The following is a 16,983-nucleotide window of genomic DNA, read 5'->3' as shown; positions in this document are numbered from 1 at the left end:
CAGACACCGGAGGATCTCGTGCCACTTCGCACCGGCCGGTCCGACCGTCCCGCCGTCATCGGTCATCCCGTCGTACGGATGCCTCCGTCGCCGGGTTCCGGGGAGTTGATCGTCGATTCCATCCGCCGCCGGGCGACAACAGCGCTGTCGCACAACGGTTTCGATTCGCGAGAGCCGGCGACGGACGGTGACGGGCAGCAGCTCGATCGGCCCGCGGAGTAGACGTTGCCCGCCATCGCAACTCATACGAGCCGGGTGATCCGATCAACCGCCGACCCCGACATCCTGATTCTCAGACGACCTGCCATCGGCCGGTCGAGAACCGTCGTTCCGCTGCGAATAGCCTCACCCGAAGGAGAGACAAATGTGGGACTCGTTTTGGGATTTCATCTGGTACACGCTCGTGATCTTCGCGTTCGTCGCCTACTTGATGATCCTGTTCAACATCATCACCGACCTGTTCCGCGACCGTGAGTTGTCCGGGTGGTGGAAGGCGATCTGGATCATCGTGCTCATCGTCGTGCCGTTCCTGTCGGCGCTGGTGTATCTCATCGCTCGCGGCAACGGTATGCATGGCCGCGCTCTGGAGGCGCAGAAGGAGCTGCGGCAGCAGACCGACGACTACATCCGGTCCGTCGGCCCGAAGTCTTCAGCGGAGCAGATCGCCGACGCGAAGGCGCTCCTGGATTCGGGTGCCATCGACGACAACGAGTTCTCGGCCCTCAAGGCGAAGGCGCTCGCCTGAGGCGAGTCCGATCGCTGCCCACCGGATGTCAACCAGCCAAGGAGCCACTCATGACACGGTTGTCCGACGACCTCGCAACCCTCAGTGCGGACGCGTACACGTACCTCTATTCCTTGGTGACGATGGACGTCAGTCGTCGCCAGCAGACCTCGCCCGAGGCGGCCGACCGGCCGGGCTTCGGGCCTGCCAACCAGTTCCACCATCTGTCCGAGTTCCCCCCGGCCGACTTCCGCGCGGTGGTCCGGCCCAACTTCGACACGTTGTATTCGTCGGCCTGGCTGGACCTGACCGGCGGTCCGGTCCTCATCGACGTGCCCGACAGCGACGGCCGCTACTACATGCTGCCGATGCTGGACATGTGGACCGACGTGTTCGCCTCACCGGGTAAGCGGACCAGCGGAACCGACGCGCAACGATACGTCGTGGCCCTGCGCGAACACGACACCTCGGGCATCGAGGACGCCGTGGTCATCACGGCGCCGACGCCGTTCGTCTGGGTCATCGGCCGAACCCAGACGAACGGGCCTTCCGACTATCCATCGGTCAACGCCTTCCAGCAGGGCCTGTCGGTGACGGCGCTCGGATCACCGGTCACCACATCCGATGAACCGGTCGATCCGTCCGCGGAACCACTGCGCATCGTGAATGCGATGTCGGCAGTCGAGTTCTTCAGTCGGGCCGCCGAGGTGCTGAAGGTCGTCCCGCCACACGTCACCGACAACTCCGTACTGATGCGGATCGCAGGGCTCGGTCTCGTCCCCGGACGCAACTTCGACGCGACGCGCTTCGGGTCCGACGACATCGCCGAAATCGAACGGGGCGCGAAGTCGGCTCTCGCGGCCATCACCGATGTCCTGCGGCTCGGCCGGGTCGCCAACGGCTGGGAGATCGTCACGAAATCGATCGGGGTGTACGGCATCGATTATCTCGCCCGCGCACAGGTCACTCTCGCGGGACTCGGGGCGAATCCGCCCGAGGACGCGATCTACCCGCTGCTGCTGACCGATTCCGACGGCGAACCGCTGTCCGGCGAGAACGACTACCGCCTACATTTCGCGGCCGGTGAGCTGCCGCCCGTCGACGCGTTCTGGTCGGTCACCATGTACGACGCCGAGGGCTACCAGGTCGGCAACGAGATCGATCGGTACGCGATCGGCGACCGCGACGACCTGCGGTTCAACGACGACGGTTCCCTGGATCTCCACCTCCAGCACACGAACCCGGGTCCCGAGCTGGTCGACAACTGGTTGCCCACTCCGCGTGGACCGCTGGGCGTGACGCTGCGGTTGTACGCCCCGCAACAAGCCGCTCTCACCGGAGCCTGGAATCCCCCGGCCGTGCAGCGGGTCTGACGCCGGCCGGTAGGCCGGCCCAACGCAAAAAGATCAGGTCGCAGGCGACCTGATCTTTTTGTGTACGGAATAGTCCGCTTGTGGTGGTCAGAGTTCAGGTGATCCAACACGTTCAGCAGCAAATGCTCGACCAGTTCCCGCGCGTCATCCCGGCAGGCCAGTCGTCAGGTGTGCTGTACGTGGTCGACGGCGACGTCGAGGTCCGCGCCGACATCCAGTTCGCCGACGAAGTCGGAGCGCTCTGGCGCCGCATGTTTGGAGAGTCACCAGAACCTGTGCTCGAGGAGAGCTAGAGCGGGAGCAAGTATCGTGCCCACCTCCAGCTGGCACTCTTCAAGTCGGTGAGCCCCTTCGATCGAAGCGACAGATACCCCGTTCGTCTGGCTCGCTGCTAGAAGCAGCGGTTCGGCGATCTATCTGTATCGCACACCGTGTAACACCGTACGATCTACGCAGGATATTCCGCCAGGAGGGAGGCGTCATGGCTGGCCTGGGCGAGCACATCACCGCGATGGTCCGCAATCACGCGGCAGGCGACGACGCAGCCTTCTACTCCGTCGCACTGCAGATCGCTGCACGCGAAGCACGACAGGGGCACCACGTCCTTGCCACCAACATCAAGGAAGCTGTAGACGCGTCCCGTGAACGCGCTCCCCTCTCGAACGTCACCTCGCTTCCGCGAGTTCGTGGCGAGTTGGCCGAACTGGTCGAGGTGTCACACCCTCAGGTTCACCTTCGTGAGCTGGTAGCTCCACCAGAGCGAACTGGACAGATCAAGCAACTGCTCGCTGAGCAGCGTCAGCGAAAGAACCTGCTTGAACATGGTTTCGCACCCGCGCATCGTTTACTCCTTGTAGGTCCGCCAGGAACCGGGAAGACGATGACCGCATCGGTTCTTGCCACTGAGCTGTCGCTGCCGATGTTCACCGTTCGTCTCGATGGTCTGCTCAGCAAGTTCATGGGTGAGACCGCAGCGAAGCTACGCATCGTATTCGACTCTGTCGCGGCGGAGCGGGGCGTCTACCTGTTCGATGAGTTCGACGCGCTAGGCGCCGACCGCTCGGGAAACGACGTCGGCGAAGCTCGCCGAATCCTGAACTCTTTTCTCGTATTCCTCGAGAACTCGAGTCCCGAATCGATCGTGATCGCGGCGACTAACCACCGCTCCATCCTCGACAAAGCGCTCTTTCGGCGCTTCGACGCGGTCCTGGACTACACCCTCCCGGACGCTCGACAAGCCGCCGCGGTGATGCGAGCCCGGCTCGGCTCCCTGGTCCATAAGGGCAGTCTTACGAAGCTAGGCGACTACACAGAGGGACTTAGTCACGCAGACTTGGTGAAAGCCGCAGAGTCTGCGGCCAAATCGGTCCTGATGCGGGGCGAGACGATGGTGGAGCGCGACGATCTCATCGCGGCACTCACTGCTCGGCGATCGGCCACCATTGGCTGAACAGGACCAGCCGCTCGACCACCTCTACGTTCAGGGATACACCACAGCTGAGAGCTTCGATCGCTACTCCGGCGGTGGGGGTGGCGGATTCAAGCGCCGGAGCGTAAATCGGAGCTTGCACGGCGCTGCCCGCAAGCAAGAGCTGGCTGGCGCATTCGATGAACTCGATAGCGACCGTGAAGAGTTTGAGCTTCTTGACGATGAGCTCGCGTCACAGGGAATAATCCTCGTTCTCGAAGGCGAGGGTGCGTCGTACCCGTTGAAGCTTGAGTCATTGAACCGGATGACCGCCCACCGAAGGACTCCGAAACAGCCTCGCTGGCTGTTGCTTTCGGTTAAGCCAGCGATCGAGGATGCACCCGAGCGGGCAACCGTGTGGGTCGCAGACGAGCACAGGGCAGCCTTCATGAAGCTGTTCGAGGACTACCTCCATGGCAGCACGCAGACTGGGCAGCCGCCGAATCAAGACCTCGTCGCCAACATCTCACGAATCCGTAAAGCCATCCTCGCCGATCTGTGGACGTCTGAAGGCGAACCCCCGCTGCGCGGGCAGCATTGGTGGGAGCTTTGGCTCGACACTTCGAACGGTGACTTCGAAGCCATCTATGGGTTCGTGAGTGCCTACGAGCTTCGGATGCTGCCTCGGTCGATCCAGTTACGTGACCGCTTCGTAGTGTGGGTCGAGGCCACCTGGAACCAACTCGAACCGCTGCCGTTCACAGTCGTGCCGCTGGCGGAGATCCGAGAGCCGGAATTCATCGAGACGATCGAAGACCTACCCGCTCCTGAACAGGACGAATACGTCCAGGACCTGGTCGAACGCTTGAGCACTGCCGACGGCAGCGCACCAGCGGTTTGTCACCTCGACACAGGCGTGCTGCGCAGCCACGTGCTGATCGCATCGTCACTCGCTCCCGAGGACCTGCACACCATAATCGGCGCTTCGGGAACAGACTCGGACCCCCGGGGTCACGGCACGTCGATGGCTGGCCTTGCCCTGTACGGCGATAACCTGGACGCGGCGCTGCAGAGCCGCGAGCCTGTACAGCTCCGCCATCGCCTCGAGTCCGTGCGAATGAAACCCGGTCCACGCGAAGCCCGGATCGATCCCCTGGACTACGGAAGCGCCACGGTCCAGGCAGTGGCACTCCCCGAAATTACCGCTCAACGCCGCCGCGTATTCGCCCTCACGCTGAGCACAAGGCCCGACAACCCCGGCGACCCGACCTTGTGGTCAGCTGCAGTCGATGCCCTCGCAGTTGGCACCGAAACCACAAGGGACGGCGATCGATTCCGGCTCATCTCGGAGCCCGATCCCGACAATGCACGCCTCATCGTCGTAGCTGCAGGCAACGTCGACACCTACACGAAGGACTATGCCGACCACTCCGACCTTGCCGCGATCGAAGATCCCGCCCAAGCATGGAACGCACTAACGGTTGGTGCCTTCACCAACCTGACCGAATCGCCCCAACATCCGCAGTACGCGGGATGGTCAGTATTGGGAGAGGCTGGCGGCCTGTCGCCCCACAGCCGTACATCGATGAGGTTCCGCCACCGCATCGCACCGATCAAGCCGGACATCTGTATGGAGGGCGGCAATGTCCTCACCGACGGCGGCCAGATGTTCGAAACCAAACTCCCGGGCCTTTCACTTCGGTCGACGGGGAACGAAAATGACATCGCCCTGACCTCAGCGAACGCCACGAGCGCCGCAACCGCGCAGGCCGCACGTTTGGCTGCGCTCGCAATGGCGAGGTACCCCGACTACTGGCCGGAGACGATCCGCGGCCTACTTACGCACGAGGCCGAATGGACACCGGCGATGGCCCGCAACGTCCAGGCCAATCAGCCCAAAGCCGCTCGGATTGAGCAGCTGCGTCGCTACGGGTGGGGTGTCCCTGCCGAACACTCCGTCCTCAACTCATCGCGACGGGCGGTTACGCTCGTCACCCAGGACCATTTCGTACCATTCGATGGCAGCAATTACACAATGCGCCGATTCCGGCTGCACAAGCTCCCATGGCCAACTGAGGCCCTCGAAGAGCTCGGGTCTGCGGCGGTTCGGCTTCGGATCACATTGTCGTACTTCATCGAGCCGTCAGCATCGCGACGCGGATGGCGGCAGCGGTACGCCTATCCGTCTCACTCGCTTCGGTCCGACTTGCAGGGAGCGTTGGAGAGTGGCCAGCAGTTCGCTGCTCGAATCAACCGCAACGCTCAAGCTCAAGAAGCCGGTCGAGCAGGCGCGGGAACAACCTCTGAGAGGTGGCTCCTCGGCGAGCGTCAACGCCACCTCGGATCACTACATCAAGACGAGTGGCATGGCACGGGAAGTGAATTGGCACAATGCAATTCAGTCGCCGTGTACCCCGCTGGTGGCTGGTGGAAGAACAACAAGCGGCAGGACCGGATCGATATGCCGGTGCGGTATTCGTTGATCCTGTCGCTCAGGACACCCGAACAGGGAGTCGACCTGTACACACCCATCGCGACCCAACTGCAAGTTCCGATCGCGACTGCGATCGCAACGGACTGACTCGGGCCTGGAACAACGCGCGTACCGCGCCTCGCACATGGTGGAAACGCAGTCATGTGCATGCGCTCAACGCCCCGATGACTGCTCGATCCGCCATCCACACACCCGCATGTTCTGTTGTTCCGATGATGTTCCAGATAGGGCTTGACAGCGCGTCTAGCATCGCTAATACTCAGTTTCGGAACATCACTGGAACAACGAGGTAGGAGGGAAATGAAGTTTTACACAGCAAGCAAGAGTCGCACCCAAGGGAGAGAGTCGTGGTCCGTGATTTTCCGACATCCTGCGCGTCTGGATGTTGCGACGGGCAAGACAGGTCGGCGCGTTCGGCGCGGCCTGGGTACCCGCGACGAGACGGAGGCGACTGAACTTGTAAAACAGTTGAACGAATTGCTCAGCAATCCGGAACTCTGGGAGATCACGTCCCGTGCTACGGCGATAACCCGCTTTGACTCCCGCGTGGTTGACATCTTCTACGAGGGAATGGAGATCGCAGAAACCGATTACGCAAACCTTCGTGACGAGTTGCTGCCAATACCGGGCAGCGACGAAGGCTACCGCACTGTACAACTGCTCGGCACCACTGGTGCCGGAAAGACGACCGTCGTCCGACAAATGCTGGGAACCGATCCGGACAATGAACGCTTTCCATCGACGTCAACCGCGAAGACGACGGTTTCCGACACCGAATTGATCACCACCGCTGACGAGACATACAAGGCCGTCGTGACCTTTGTTCCCCGCGACCAAGTGATCGACTATCTGACAGAGAACGTCTCCGAAGCGGCGCTCGCTGCGTTCAGGGAGCGCTCCGACGACGAGATCAGAAGGCGCCTCCTAGATCACATTAATCAGCGGTACCGGTTCAGCTACGTACTCGGGCGTGGCGCGCCGCTGGCAGACGCTGATGACTTCGACGATGATGACGACGACGACGATCATGAGCTCACGTTCGACCCCAGTGACTTTGGTTCAGTCGATCTTGAAACAACCAATAAGGTTGTGACTGAAGCTGTTTCGGCAGTGAAGTCAGTCGTTGGCCGCTACGCAGGTCAACTTCGCTCCGTTGAGACCCAAGCTGAACAAGATGAGCGAGTCCTGGAAGAAGTGATCGAGGAACGACTCGACAATGATCTCCGGCAGTCCGAAGAGTTCCATCTCATCGTCGACTCACTCATTGACGAAATCGAAAAGCGTTTCGCGGCCTTAAGGCTCGGCAAGGTAACGCGAAGCCGACAAGGGTGGCCAACCACGTGGACATGGGAGTCCGCAGATCGTTCCGCCTTCATCACCCAGGTAACGCGGTTCTCCAGCAACTATGCGCCTCTATTCGGAAGCCTCCTGACGCCACTGGTCAACGGAATTCGAGTGTCCGGCCCCTTCCAGCCCGACTGGGTCTCCGAGCCTATTCGACTAGTGCTCGTCGACGGCGAGGGTCTCGGACATACGCCTAGGTCCGTCGCGACGCTGTCTACTCATGTTGCCACTCGACTACAGGAGGTCGATGCGATTCTCCTCGTCGACAACGCCGCGCAGCCGATGCAGGCCGCTGCAGTGGCCGCCCTCAAAGGAATCGCTGTGTCCGGCAACGCCGGCAAGCTCCACACCATTTTCACACATCTCGACCAGGTCAAAGGCGACAATCTACCTGGATTCACCGATCGTAAACAACACGTCCTGGCGTCGGTCGACAACGTGCTCAAGTCCATTGGTGACGAACTCGGCCCTGCCGCCGAACGAATCCTGCGACTCAGAGTTGACCAGGCCAGCTTCTTCGTGGGCGGCATTCAGGGCAAGCTAGATGCAAACAAGAAGGCTGGCTCGCGCTCGATCTCGCAACTCGATGCTGCGCTAAAGCTACTCGGGCACCCGGAACTAGCCGCTGACGCTGGTCCTAGCCGGCCGGTATTTAACCGTATGAATCTCTCGCTGGCGGTAACGGAGGCTGCCAAGACGTTCCATGTACGATGGCGCGGCACTCTGGGGCTTGATTTCAATCCCGACGCACCCAAGGAGCATTGGACTCGGGTGAAAGCTCTCAGCCGTCGCCTCGCCGAGGGGTGGGACGACGAGTACGGAAACTTGAAACCGGTAGCCAATCTTCGTTACTTCTTGCAGATGCAGGTCTACCTAATGCTCCAGCAGCCTGAGCGATGGATCGGAGGGGAGCCAAGCGATGACGAGAGGCAGGCAATCGTGGACTCGCTGTCCCACGCCATCACAAGCCGGCTTGTGGAACTGACACAGCGCCGACTACGCGACGAGGTGCGGCAGGGTTGGCAGACTGCCTATCTGCAGAAGGGGCCGGGATCGACATTCGAAAGGGCCAAAATCATCGCGGCCGATGTCTACGATCGCGGTGCGCCTATTCCGACGGTGAGCGCTTCGCCAGATCAGAACCGATTCCTCCGGGAGGTTGCCGCGGCGGTGGAGGACGCGATCCAGGAACTCGACGGGACCCTGGAGTGAGTTGGTCATCATTCCGCATTAAAGGAGATGTCGGGCCCGCGCGAGTTGCGCAGCAAACTGTTTCGTCTTGCGCTTCCGTCCAAAGGTTCGGAGGGTCGCCGCGTCGAGGTCGGCGTCGCTGATCTCCGGGGTATCAGCTCGGAGCAAGCGCATTGCGTTGGCGATCTCGGCTGGACTGATCTCGGTGAAGGGTCGATCGACAGTGCTGTCGTTGGGCCGGAACTCGGTCCACGTCGCTGGGTCGAGATCGGTTGGCCAGACGCACTTGTCATCATCGATGACCAGTCCGGTCTGCTTGATCTGGTAGATCAGTTTCTTCTCGCGCGCTGGCCAGAGCCGCTGGACTCCAAAGGATGCAGCCGTGAGCTGGGCAAGTCGATTGATGTGTATCGGGCCTTCGAACTCGGCGATCTCGGTCGCGACAGCACGGACTTGTTCCTTGGCGACCTTTTTCGGCAAAGCGTCGAGAATATCGACATCACCGACCACGACGACTGTCCACGGCTCGAACTCCGACCGGCCGGAGCCGATAGTCGGGGTGCTCACCGAATCGGAACGCTTTAACACGGAAGGGTCTGGGCGGACGATGTCCGAGTCCGACTCAGCTTCGGCGTCGGGCTCCGAAGCCTCGGTGTGCGGTTGCGGCGGTGTCGGTGCGACGTGCTCAGCGATGACTCTCGCCTCCACCAAGGCATCGAATGCTTCATCACGTAGCTTTCGCGCATCGACGGCACCCTGGTCGTCGCCGAAGTGTTCCAGGAGTCGTACCGCGAAATCGTTTGCGCGCCAGGCATCCAGTGTCGTCAGGTCATCGTGGTGTGCCCACCGGTTGCGGACGATCCGTAGCTCGTTGCCAAGTGTGGTGACTAGGCGGGTGTGGTCATCGAACGGGAACCCGAGTTTGCCGAGGCGTTCGGTGATCATTCTGAGTTGCGATTGCAGGTCGGCCGCAGAGTATGACTTCGGTGGTTTGCCCTTCATCTTGTCGAGCTCACTCAGGACTGTCGGCCACGGAAGGCCGCCGAGGCTGGGCGCCAGTGTGGTGCTGATGATCGGATCGAGTCGCTGCGCGAGGTGGTGCAAGCTTTGATCGACCGAGTGCCGTGGATCGAAGGTCACTGGGCTGCCTCCTCGAGCGCCCGGGTGCCTTTCACAGCAAGCCAGGTCACGAGGCGGACTTCATGCTTTTCGACATCGGGGAGTGGCTCGCGTGGCGGTGGCGCGCTGATTCCAGCCTCGTCGAGCACCTCGGCGATGAGCTTGATGCGTTCCTCGTCCGTGCGCCCCTGGTTGAGAGCCCCGCGGACCTGACGCGACACTTTGGCGGATGGGACGCTCCGAAGGCGATTGGCGAGCGCGATCTGAGAGTCTCTGCCGAGGTATCCGCCCTTCCGAAACACAAGCGCGTAGGCGTCCCGGAAGGACAGTGGCAGGTCGGGCTGGAACGCATTTGGGTCGGTTAGCTCTTGCCAGGCGTTGTAGACGCTGTCGCGTGCAGCCTCCCACGCGTCGAACGCGTGGTCGTAGACCTCATCAGGCAGCCACCGCTCGGCGCTCGCGTTCTGTGGATCAGCGACGCGGAGGGAGAGCAGTGTGTCCGATGAGATCAGCGGTTGGCCGTCCTCGGTGTGGCGGAGCGACCAGTTGTCGTCGACTGGCACGTACCTGAACCAAGGCTTCGGGCTCTTTCCGATCTTGACGCAGAAGACGTACCCGTTGCCGTTCACCACCGGGTTTACGAAGCCGCTTCCCGAACCGTATGGGAGGCTCAGGATATCGGCCCTCAAGAGGGGCTCCATGTTGAAGGCGCCTGACAATCGGCGTCGGTATTCCTCACCGGAGAGCGAAGCACTCGACCCGCCGGCGTCGAGAAGCTTCTCGAACTCGTCGACGACGTTGTCGTCTGTAAGATTGACTTCGTGGCCCGGTCCCCGACCCGGGAGTACATTCCCAGCTCCGACCGCGGCGTTAGCTAGCGCCAGCTTCGCTTCCAGGCGTGCCTCGAGGTCCAACAAGGCGTCGAGGCGCTCGGCCGGAAAGAAAAGTCCCAGGTAGACGTAGTCGTGCTTGGAGCCGATGCGATCGACGCGGCCGTGTCGCTGCACAATGCGCATCGGGTTCCATGGCAGGTCGTAGTTGATCATCTGCCCGGCTTGCTGGAGGTTCACGCCCTCGGAGAGCACATCGGTGGTGAAAAGGATGTCGTACTCATCCTTCGCGGCTGGCTCGCCCTGCGCATTTCGAGGTCCGGCCGTCGCGGGCGCGAAGCCAGCGATCGTTGTCGCCCGGCCTCCCTGGTCGACACCGCCACTGGCTCCACGCTCGTGCGCCTTCGCGTAGGAGCCCATAATCGGCGGAGCGATGCGACCACGGAAGTCCGCCAACGGGGACCCTGTCGGCGCCGCTTCTATTGCTTCTGCGACGGCGTCATGGATGGGGAGGATCGTGTCGGTGAATGCCGAAAAGACGATGACCTTCCGTCTGTCGGCGTGCGAGAGTCCTCGTGGATCGATTCGCTGTGCCTCTGCGGCAATTGTTTTCAGCTCCTCAACTAGCTGATCCACCTTCGGCTCTAGACCTTCGACCACGGCCTCAGCGAGATCTCGGAGTGCACACAACAGGACGATGTCGGACTCAACATCACCTTGTAGCTCTGACAGGTGATAGCCGTCCACCGACTCGACCTGTTCGTCGTTGTCGAACTCAGCAACAAAGTCATCTAGGTCGTCGGAATCGGAGGAGACCCACTCGTTGAGCGCCTCGCTCTTGAGTACATAACCCTTCTCAAGCGCGTCAAGAAAACTCTCGTGCGACGCAATCATCTTCACCAAAGACGCGTGCAATGCCTGTGGGCTGGACTCCAGACGCTTCAGCAAGCCAGACCGAAGCAAGCCCGCATTGGTTATCTGGTACTCCTGCAAGTCATGGTCGACTGTGTACATGCTTGAGAGGTAGCGCGCGAGCATCAGCCGCTGCGGATCGCGACTGCGATCCGCCCATGCGCGCGGGGCGTGTGGGTCGGTCGGGTCGTCGAGTGCGTAAACCATGGCGTCAATGAGCGCCAGACCGGCATCGTTCAGGTTGTAATCGATCCGACGAACCTTTGGCTGGGGGAACTTCAGGGTGGTGAGCTTGCCATCCGCGCCTCGGATCAACTCGTTGGCGTAGTGCTCCTTGACGAACTTGCGGGTGCGTCGCACGGCAACCTGGTCCATAAGGTCAAATAGATGCTCGGGTGTCAGGTTGGCTGGGTCGATTGCCTGCGCCTGCTTGATGTACTCACGAATGCTCGGGATACCCAGCGCCGCAAAGCGGGCATCGTCGCGGATGAAATACCTCACCAGAGTTTCGAGGTCGGTAAGCGAGTTGTTGACCGGGGTGGCAGTTAGCAGCACAACGCGCTTGGACCCACCGGCGGTTATGACTCGGTCAACTGCACCCGAGCGTTGCGCACCGGAGTTACGCAGGTTGTGCGCTTCGTCAATGACCACCAACGAATAGTCCGCAACTTCCTGGAGGAAGGCGTCGATCGATCCCTTGTCTGGGTCTAGGCGGTTGCGTACCTCCTCGTAGGAGTAGACCTTTACCCAGCGGCTGAAGTCGTAGGATTCCAAGAACGGTTCCCACATAGACGATTTCAGCGCGGCGGGTGCAACGATCAGCACACGCTGGCGATTGATGTTCGCCGCGCGGTAGATGACTTCGCCAGCAAGGTACGTTTTGCCCAATCCCACCTCGTCGGCGACAAGGACTCCTCCGTGTTCATCGAGAAGGCGCTCCATGCGCACGACTCCATCCGCCTGAAAGCGAGTCAGTTCAAGGCGCGTATGGGGTTCAGGGTTCTCGTCACTGTCGAGATGCTCCCCGTACAACTCCCAAAGCATCCGAAGGTAGACCACCCACGGTGTATGCGGATCCCACAGACGGCCATACAGCTCAGCAAGGTCATACGGGTCGCTCTGCGACCAGTAGTGCTCAAACCACTCTCGCACCTTCCCTGCGGCGCTTGTCCCGCCACCCGTCCCGAGATTCAACTCCGCGTTGCGGGCGAGACCGGCATAAGTCATGTTCGACGATCCCGCGATCGCCGCTTGCGCCGCGTTGTCCTCGACAAGGTAGGCCTTCCCGTGGAGAAAGCCACCCGAGTAGCGACGCACCTCTACTTTCGGATTACCCTGAATATCTCGGCTTTTCAGCCACTTGACCATGCGCTTCGCCTCGGCCGTGGGAACACGAGCGAATCCCATTGTGTCACGCTCGGCCTCTAGCCAAGCCTGATGGTGTTCTATCGCCGCGTCACGGCGCTCATCCTGATCAGAGTCACCCGAAGTGATCGCCCGGACCGACTCCTCCTCGGGCTCTGCACCGAGCAATAGCCTTACACTTGGCGCAGTCTCTAACTCATCCGCTAGTAGCGCGAAACCAGCTGAGTTCACATAAGCCGTAGCGATCGCTATAGCTGGTGCAGTCAATTTGTTCTGGCGTAACATGCGAAACAGCTCGTTAATTTTGATCGCAACAGTGCCCGAGGCGTCCTCCGGCGAGTGATTAGTTGCGAAATCCGGAAGGTGGGTCATGGCGATACTCCGCCCACCATGCGGATCAGATCCGTGCGATACCGAGTTGGAACTGCATCTTTCGAATCTTTGAAATCCGAAAGAATTACCTCGACATCATCCGCGTCGAGGTGGAACCCGTTTGCTGCCAAGCAATCTAGGCTGAGACGAAGATCCCGATCCGACATCGGTGCCAGTCGGGATTGGCTCGTCACCTCATGGCCACCGGGTAGGTTACGGATTCCGCCGCGTGAAATCAATTCCTCCACGTACGATCCGGCCTCGCTGATCTGAATCTCAGTCCAATCGGGTAACGGAAGGCCGTTAATGACCCGGGACCCAACGTGCCTATCGACGAACCTTCTAGCCCACCAATCAGCCACGACGCTATTAATATAGCCCAAGAGAGCAAGCTTTCGCCTGACTGGCGTTCCCTTCGGATGGACAATACCGTGGGAATAACCCGTCGAATACAGGAATCCTGCGGCCGGCAGCGTAGTTGCGATCAATGTTCTTGAGTCGTCGTTCCTCGATGGAAATCTGTATGTAATGATCGGATGCTCGTCACTCAGCAGGAGGCGGCCACGTTCCATTACAAGCCCTCTTTCCGGCTGCTCTCTTGCCAGCTGGCCAGGGTCGTTGACGAACCTCCGAATTGGGTCGCTGGCGATTTCGTACTGGTCGACATGCCGAGTCATCAGGACGCTCCAAGCCCCATCACCGGCCTTCGATGTAGAGGCGAACGCCTTGTGCTTTCCTGAACCCGAAAAGTCCCATCGCGAGGAATCACTCTTTCCTCCGATCCAGCTCTCACCGGTGCTCAGATTATGGTGAGTCCGCATCTTCGAAAAAACACGCTCATCCTGTGCCGAGTTGAACCATGGAACAACAGAATCTTCGGTCAATTCCTGGATCTCGCTCAGGGGGATGCGCATCGGCCCATTCTCAATTCCCCGGCGAAAGAGGTCCAGACTGGTGACGCCCGGGTAAATTGCGACTTCCTGCGTGCCGTCAGACTGAACCAGCCCAAGAGATAGGAATACGATTGTGTACGACCTGTGAACATCCTCGAACAGCCATCCGCCCGCGTTACGCGCCTCGACGGCAGCGACAGTTCCTCTCTTCAGTAACGCCTTTCGCAACTTGGCCCAGCCACCAAGAAGGAGTGCGCCCTGTGGCAGGACTACTCCCAGAGACCCACCTTCACGCATGACGTCGAGGTATCGCTCTGCAAACATCTTGGCGAAGTCAAAATGGCCAGTACCTAAGAGGCTATAGCTGTTCCGCGCCGCGTCTTGAAGCAACTCACGCTGGCGCTGCTCAGCCTTCTCTTCAGCGGCGTCATTAGGCCGTGTGTCACGGAGGTGTTCGATGTGCGCGTCACGTTTGGCAGCAGGCAATGCATTGAGCCCTGGGTCCCTCACCACCCAGAACTGCTGAGGCTCGTGTCGCACCTTGTCCCACGGGGGATTACCGACGAGCACATCGAATCCCGGCCTGAGGCGCAAAAAAACTTCGGGGAACAGAAACGGCATATGTGCAGGCTGGAGGGTGTTCGAGATCTCCACCACCCCAGAACGTTGACCGAGTGCCTGCAACTCCTGCTCGCTGGAGATCACTCCAACGGCAACGCGACCAAGTCGAGCGGCGACCGCGATATCGAAAATCTCGCGCGCCGGCCTCGCCGCGGCTGCCGCTTCGGCCAGCAGACGAGCGCCCTCTTCCACTTCGCTCTTATTGGCTTCAGAAGCGCTCGCGACATCGGTAAGAAGTTTCCGAGCTTCGACGAGGCTGTCCGTCAGGACAGAATCAAAGAGCCCGTACTCATCCGGACTCCTGCCAGGCTGAAGCGCTTCCAAGGCTTCATTGACGCTGACCATGCCCGTAAGGCTGTTCGCTTGTACGAGACCGTGGTCCAGGTTGCTCATAGGTAGACCCGGAACAAACGTATGAATCCACAGTGCCAGGCGACATAGCTCAACAGCCATCGGGTTAACGTCGAAACCGTATATACATCGACGGGCAATCTGCCTACGGAGAAGGCCAACCTGGTCGACTTCGCTCTTCGCGACATCGTCAGTTCCAAGCGCCTCGCTTGCAATCTCTGCCAGTCGCAATAGTTCGTCAGTGACTCCTGGCACGGTATGCTCAGCCAGGAACGTGCGCATCAGCGCTTCAATCTTATCAACGGCGGCAACTAGGAAGTGCCCCGAACCCATGGCAAGGTCCGCTACCCGGAAGTCAAAGAAATCTCGCGCTGCCGCAGACGCGTCGCCCCTCGAAAGGTGATCGTCGATGCCCTTCAGGTGAGTGGAGAGCCCCGGAACAATCGCCTGTTCGATGAGATGATCGACGACAACCTTCGGAGTGAAGTAAGAGCCGGTTGCCTTCCGCTCACCCGAGGCGGTGTGGAAGTAGATGTCTCCCTCTGCCACAACAATACTGTCAGCGTTGGATGCTGCGACCCAACGTCCTTTGTTGTCGTGAGCGAGGTCCTGGACCGCGACGGACAGTGAACTCTCTAACAGGCCCTCGTAGATTGTCCCAAATTCCCTGACGCTCAAAGAGCGGAAATCAACCGGGCCGAGAACGCCGTCTTCATTGACGTCGATGAGTAAACTGCGGAGCACGGGACCCAGAACGGTGTCTGGCAACGAAAGACCACTCAGAAGTGCGCCTTCACGTGATCGTTCAGGGTCAGATGAGAACAGCCCCCCGTTGTACGAAGGAATCTGCCATTGGGGATTACCTTTGTCGATGGCGTTCCAGACTTGAACGAGATCGAACCAGATCGTTGACGACTCGCCGAACTGTTCAGCGTCAGCTTCGATTAGACGCCTGGCGTTGGTCTTGAGACTATTTGCATCAAACGCTTCATTCCGTCCCGACGGCAACAGCCCGCGGTCCTCCGCGTACGCCTGGAAAATCAGCCTGAAGAGGAGGTGAAGCGCTACCCGGTAAGCGAGGTTAAGTCCTTCAGCGTCTAACTTCAAATTGGAGGACCTGGAAAGGCGCTGAGCAACCTCTACCGCAAGCGGCGGGACGATCTCTTCGTATATCCGTTCACGAAGACGCTCGCCCAACTCAGTCGCAAAGCGCGCACTGTCGCGCAACAACTCGTCCGCAGTACCGTCGTCGACCAATGCCTCTGCCGAAAAGGCCAGCGGGAGCAGCGCGGCAAACTTGGAATCGAGAGTCGACAGGTCAATTTCAAAAAACGTATCCGCCTGGCCCTTGGAACCAACACCAACGCCGTCTCGTCCGGGATAGAGCCTAATCTGGTCCTTGCGAAGTACAACGAGCCACGGAACCTCGTGCCGCGATGCCACCGCAAGGCCGAACGCCACCGGCGAGAGCTGGAATCGCTGGGTCTTGGTGTCAAACTGTTCGGAGTCATCCAATAAGACGGCGACCGCGCGGGGCGGATGGCCACCGATCGACAGCAACTTCGTCCCGTTCGGCCCTGGCGACGTACCGAACCCAAGCGCCTCTACAAGCTGCTTACCCCGCTTGCTGAGCAGTGGCTCGGCCTTCCTGCCGAGAGCCTGCCAATCGGGTCGCCTCGGGACATTGCTCGTAATGTGATGCGTCGCAAACAAACCGCTGTTGGTGAAGCCAACGGCACCTGTCGTGTCATTCGCTTTACGGAAAACTGCGTATCGCTCCGTCGCGGCCAGTACGTCGGGCTCGTCGAGGACGGACTGGAGCTGACGTTGAGCCTGCTCAACTGGGAGTTCAACGGCCTGCGCCTGAGGGTCGGGGCCAAACAAGTACGCGGTTCCGCTGTGGATCACTGCGATGGTGAGCTGGACCTGCGTCTTACCCTTACGTGCGGTGAACAAGTCCCGAAGCGTCTGCTTGGATGGTGCCGA

Annotated in this window: 10 protein-coding genes; 7 read left to right on the top strand and 3 right to left on the bottom strand. The window is 60.4% G+C overall.

Features of this window, described 5'->3' with window-relative positions:
* Nucleotides 1–18 precede the first annotated feature (18 nt).
* From AC3B6C_RS07380 to AC3B6C_RS07350, 7 genes are all read left to right on the top strand, one after another.
* Nucleotides 19–222 (top strand): hypothetical protein, encoded by a 204-nt coding sequence (locus tag AC3B6C_RS07380; protein ID WP_248644221.1) that lies wholly within the window; start codon nucleotides 19–21, stop codon nucleotides 220–222.
* Between the two features lie 142 nt (nucleotides 223–364).
* A complete protein-coding gene (locus tag AC3B6C_RS07375; RefSeq protein ID WP_248644220.1) occupies nucleotides 365–745 on the top strand; it encodes an SHOCT domain-containing protein in 381 nt (126 codons plus the stop codon).
* A 50-nt stretch (nucleotides 746–795) separates the two neighbouring features.
* Nucleotides 796–2,097 carry a DUF1254 domain-containing protein gene (locus AC3B6C_RS07370; RefSeq protein ID WP_248644219.1) on the top strand — a complete coding sequence of 434 codons (1,302 nt, stop codon included), beginning with the start codon at nucleotides 796–798 and terminating at the stop codon, nucleotides 2,095–2,097.
* A 98-nt stretch (nucleotides 2,098–2,195) separates the two neighbouring features.
* A complete protein-coding gene (locus AC3B6C_RS07365; protein WP_248644218.1) occupies nucleotides 2,196–2,390 on the top strand; it encodes a hypothetical protein in 195 nt (64 codons plus the stop codon).
* Between the two features lie 188 nt (nucleotides 2,391–2,578).
* A complete protein-coding gene (locus tag AC3B6C_RS07360; RefSeq protein WP_248644217.1) occupies nucleotides 2,579–3,547 on the top strand; it encodes an AAA family ATPase in 969 nt (322 codons plus the stop codon).
* Nucleotides 3,540–6,086 carry a S8 family peptidase gene (locus tag AC3B6C_RS07355; protein ID WP_488375566.1) on the top strand — a complete coding sequence of 849 codons (2,547 nt, stop codon included), beginning with the start codon at nucleotides 3,540–3,542 and terminating at the stop codon, nucleotides 6,084–6,086. The genes AC3B6C_RS07360 and AC3B6C_RS07355 overlap by 8 nt, the downstream gene beginning before the upstream one ends.
* Nucleotides 6,087–6,299: 213 nt before the next feature.
* Nucleotides 6,300–8,555 carry a hypothetical protein gene (locus AC3B6C_RS07350; protein WP_248644215.1) on the top strand — a complete coding sequence of 752 codons (2,256 nt, stop codon included), beginning with the start codon at nucleotides 6,300–6,302 and terminating at the stop codon, nucleotides 8,553–8,555.
* An 18-nt stretch (nucleotides 8,556–8,573) separates the two neighbouring features.
* Here AC3B6C_RS07350 and AC3B6C_RS07345 read toward each other — a convergent pair whose 3' ends face one another.
* The 3 genes from AC3B6C_RS07345 to AC3B6C_RS07335 are packed head-to-tail and all read right to left on the bottom strand — an operon-like array spanning nucleotide 8,574 to nucleotide 16,953.
* The gene (locus AC3B6C_RS07345) at nucleotides 8,574–9,674 is read right to left on the bottom strand and encodes a DUF3320 domain-containing protein (RefSeq protein ID WP_248644214.1); all 1,101 of its coding nucleotides are present in this window, start codon (nucleotides 9,672–9,674) and stop codon (nucleotides 8,574–8,576) included.
* Nucleotides 9,671–13,132, bottom strand: a complete 3,462-nt coding sequence (locus AC3B6C_RS07340) for a helicase-related protein (RefSeq protein WP_248644213.1) — start codon at nucleotides 13,130–13,132, stop codon at nucleotides 9,671–9,673. Before AC3B6C_RS07340 ends, AC3B6C_RS07345 begins: the two co-directional genes overlap by 4 nt.
* On the bottom strand, nucleotides 13,129–16,953 hold the full coding sequence (locus AC3B6C_RS07335; RefSeq protein WP_248644212.1) for an Eco57I restriction-modification methylase domain-containing protein: 3,825 nt from the start codon (nucleotides 16,951–16,953) through the stop codon (nucleotides 13,129–13,131). Before AC3B6C_RS07335 ends, AC3B6C_RS07340 begins: the two co-directional genes overlap by 4 nt.
* Between the last annotated feature and the right edge of the window lie 30 nt (nucleotides 16,954–16,983).

It is taken from the genome of Gordonia sp. 11cp (assembly GCF_057767225.1).
Note: the sequence above shows the minus strand (reverse complement) of the source record. Positions and strands in the feature narration are given on the sequence as shown.

Bases quoted from the DNA above. Each gene is read 5' to 3' on its own strand.
- AC3B6C_RS07375 (WP_248644220.1), top strand. From the start codon at position 365: ATGTGGGACTCGTTTTGGGATTTCATCTGGTACACGCTCGTGATCTTC.
- AC3B6C_RS07370 (WP_248644219.1), top strand. From the start codon at position 796: ATGACACGGTTGTCCGACGACCTCGCAACCCTCAGTGCGGACGCGTAC.
- AC3B6C_RS07360 (WP_248644217.1), top strand. From the start codon at position 2,579: ATGGCTGGCCTGGGCGAGCACATCACCGCGATGGTCCGCAATCACGCG.
- AC3B6C_RS07350 (WP_248644215.1), top strand. From the start codon at position 6,300: ATGAAGTTTTACACAGCAAGCAAGAGTCGCACCCAAGGGAGAGAGTCG.
- AC3B6C_RS07340 (WP_248644213.1), bottom strand. From the start codon at position 13,132: ATGACCCACCTTCCGGATTTCGCAACTAATCACTCGCCGGAGGACGCC.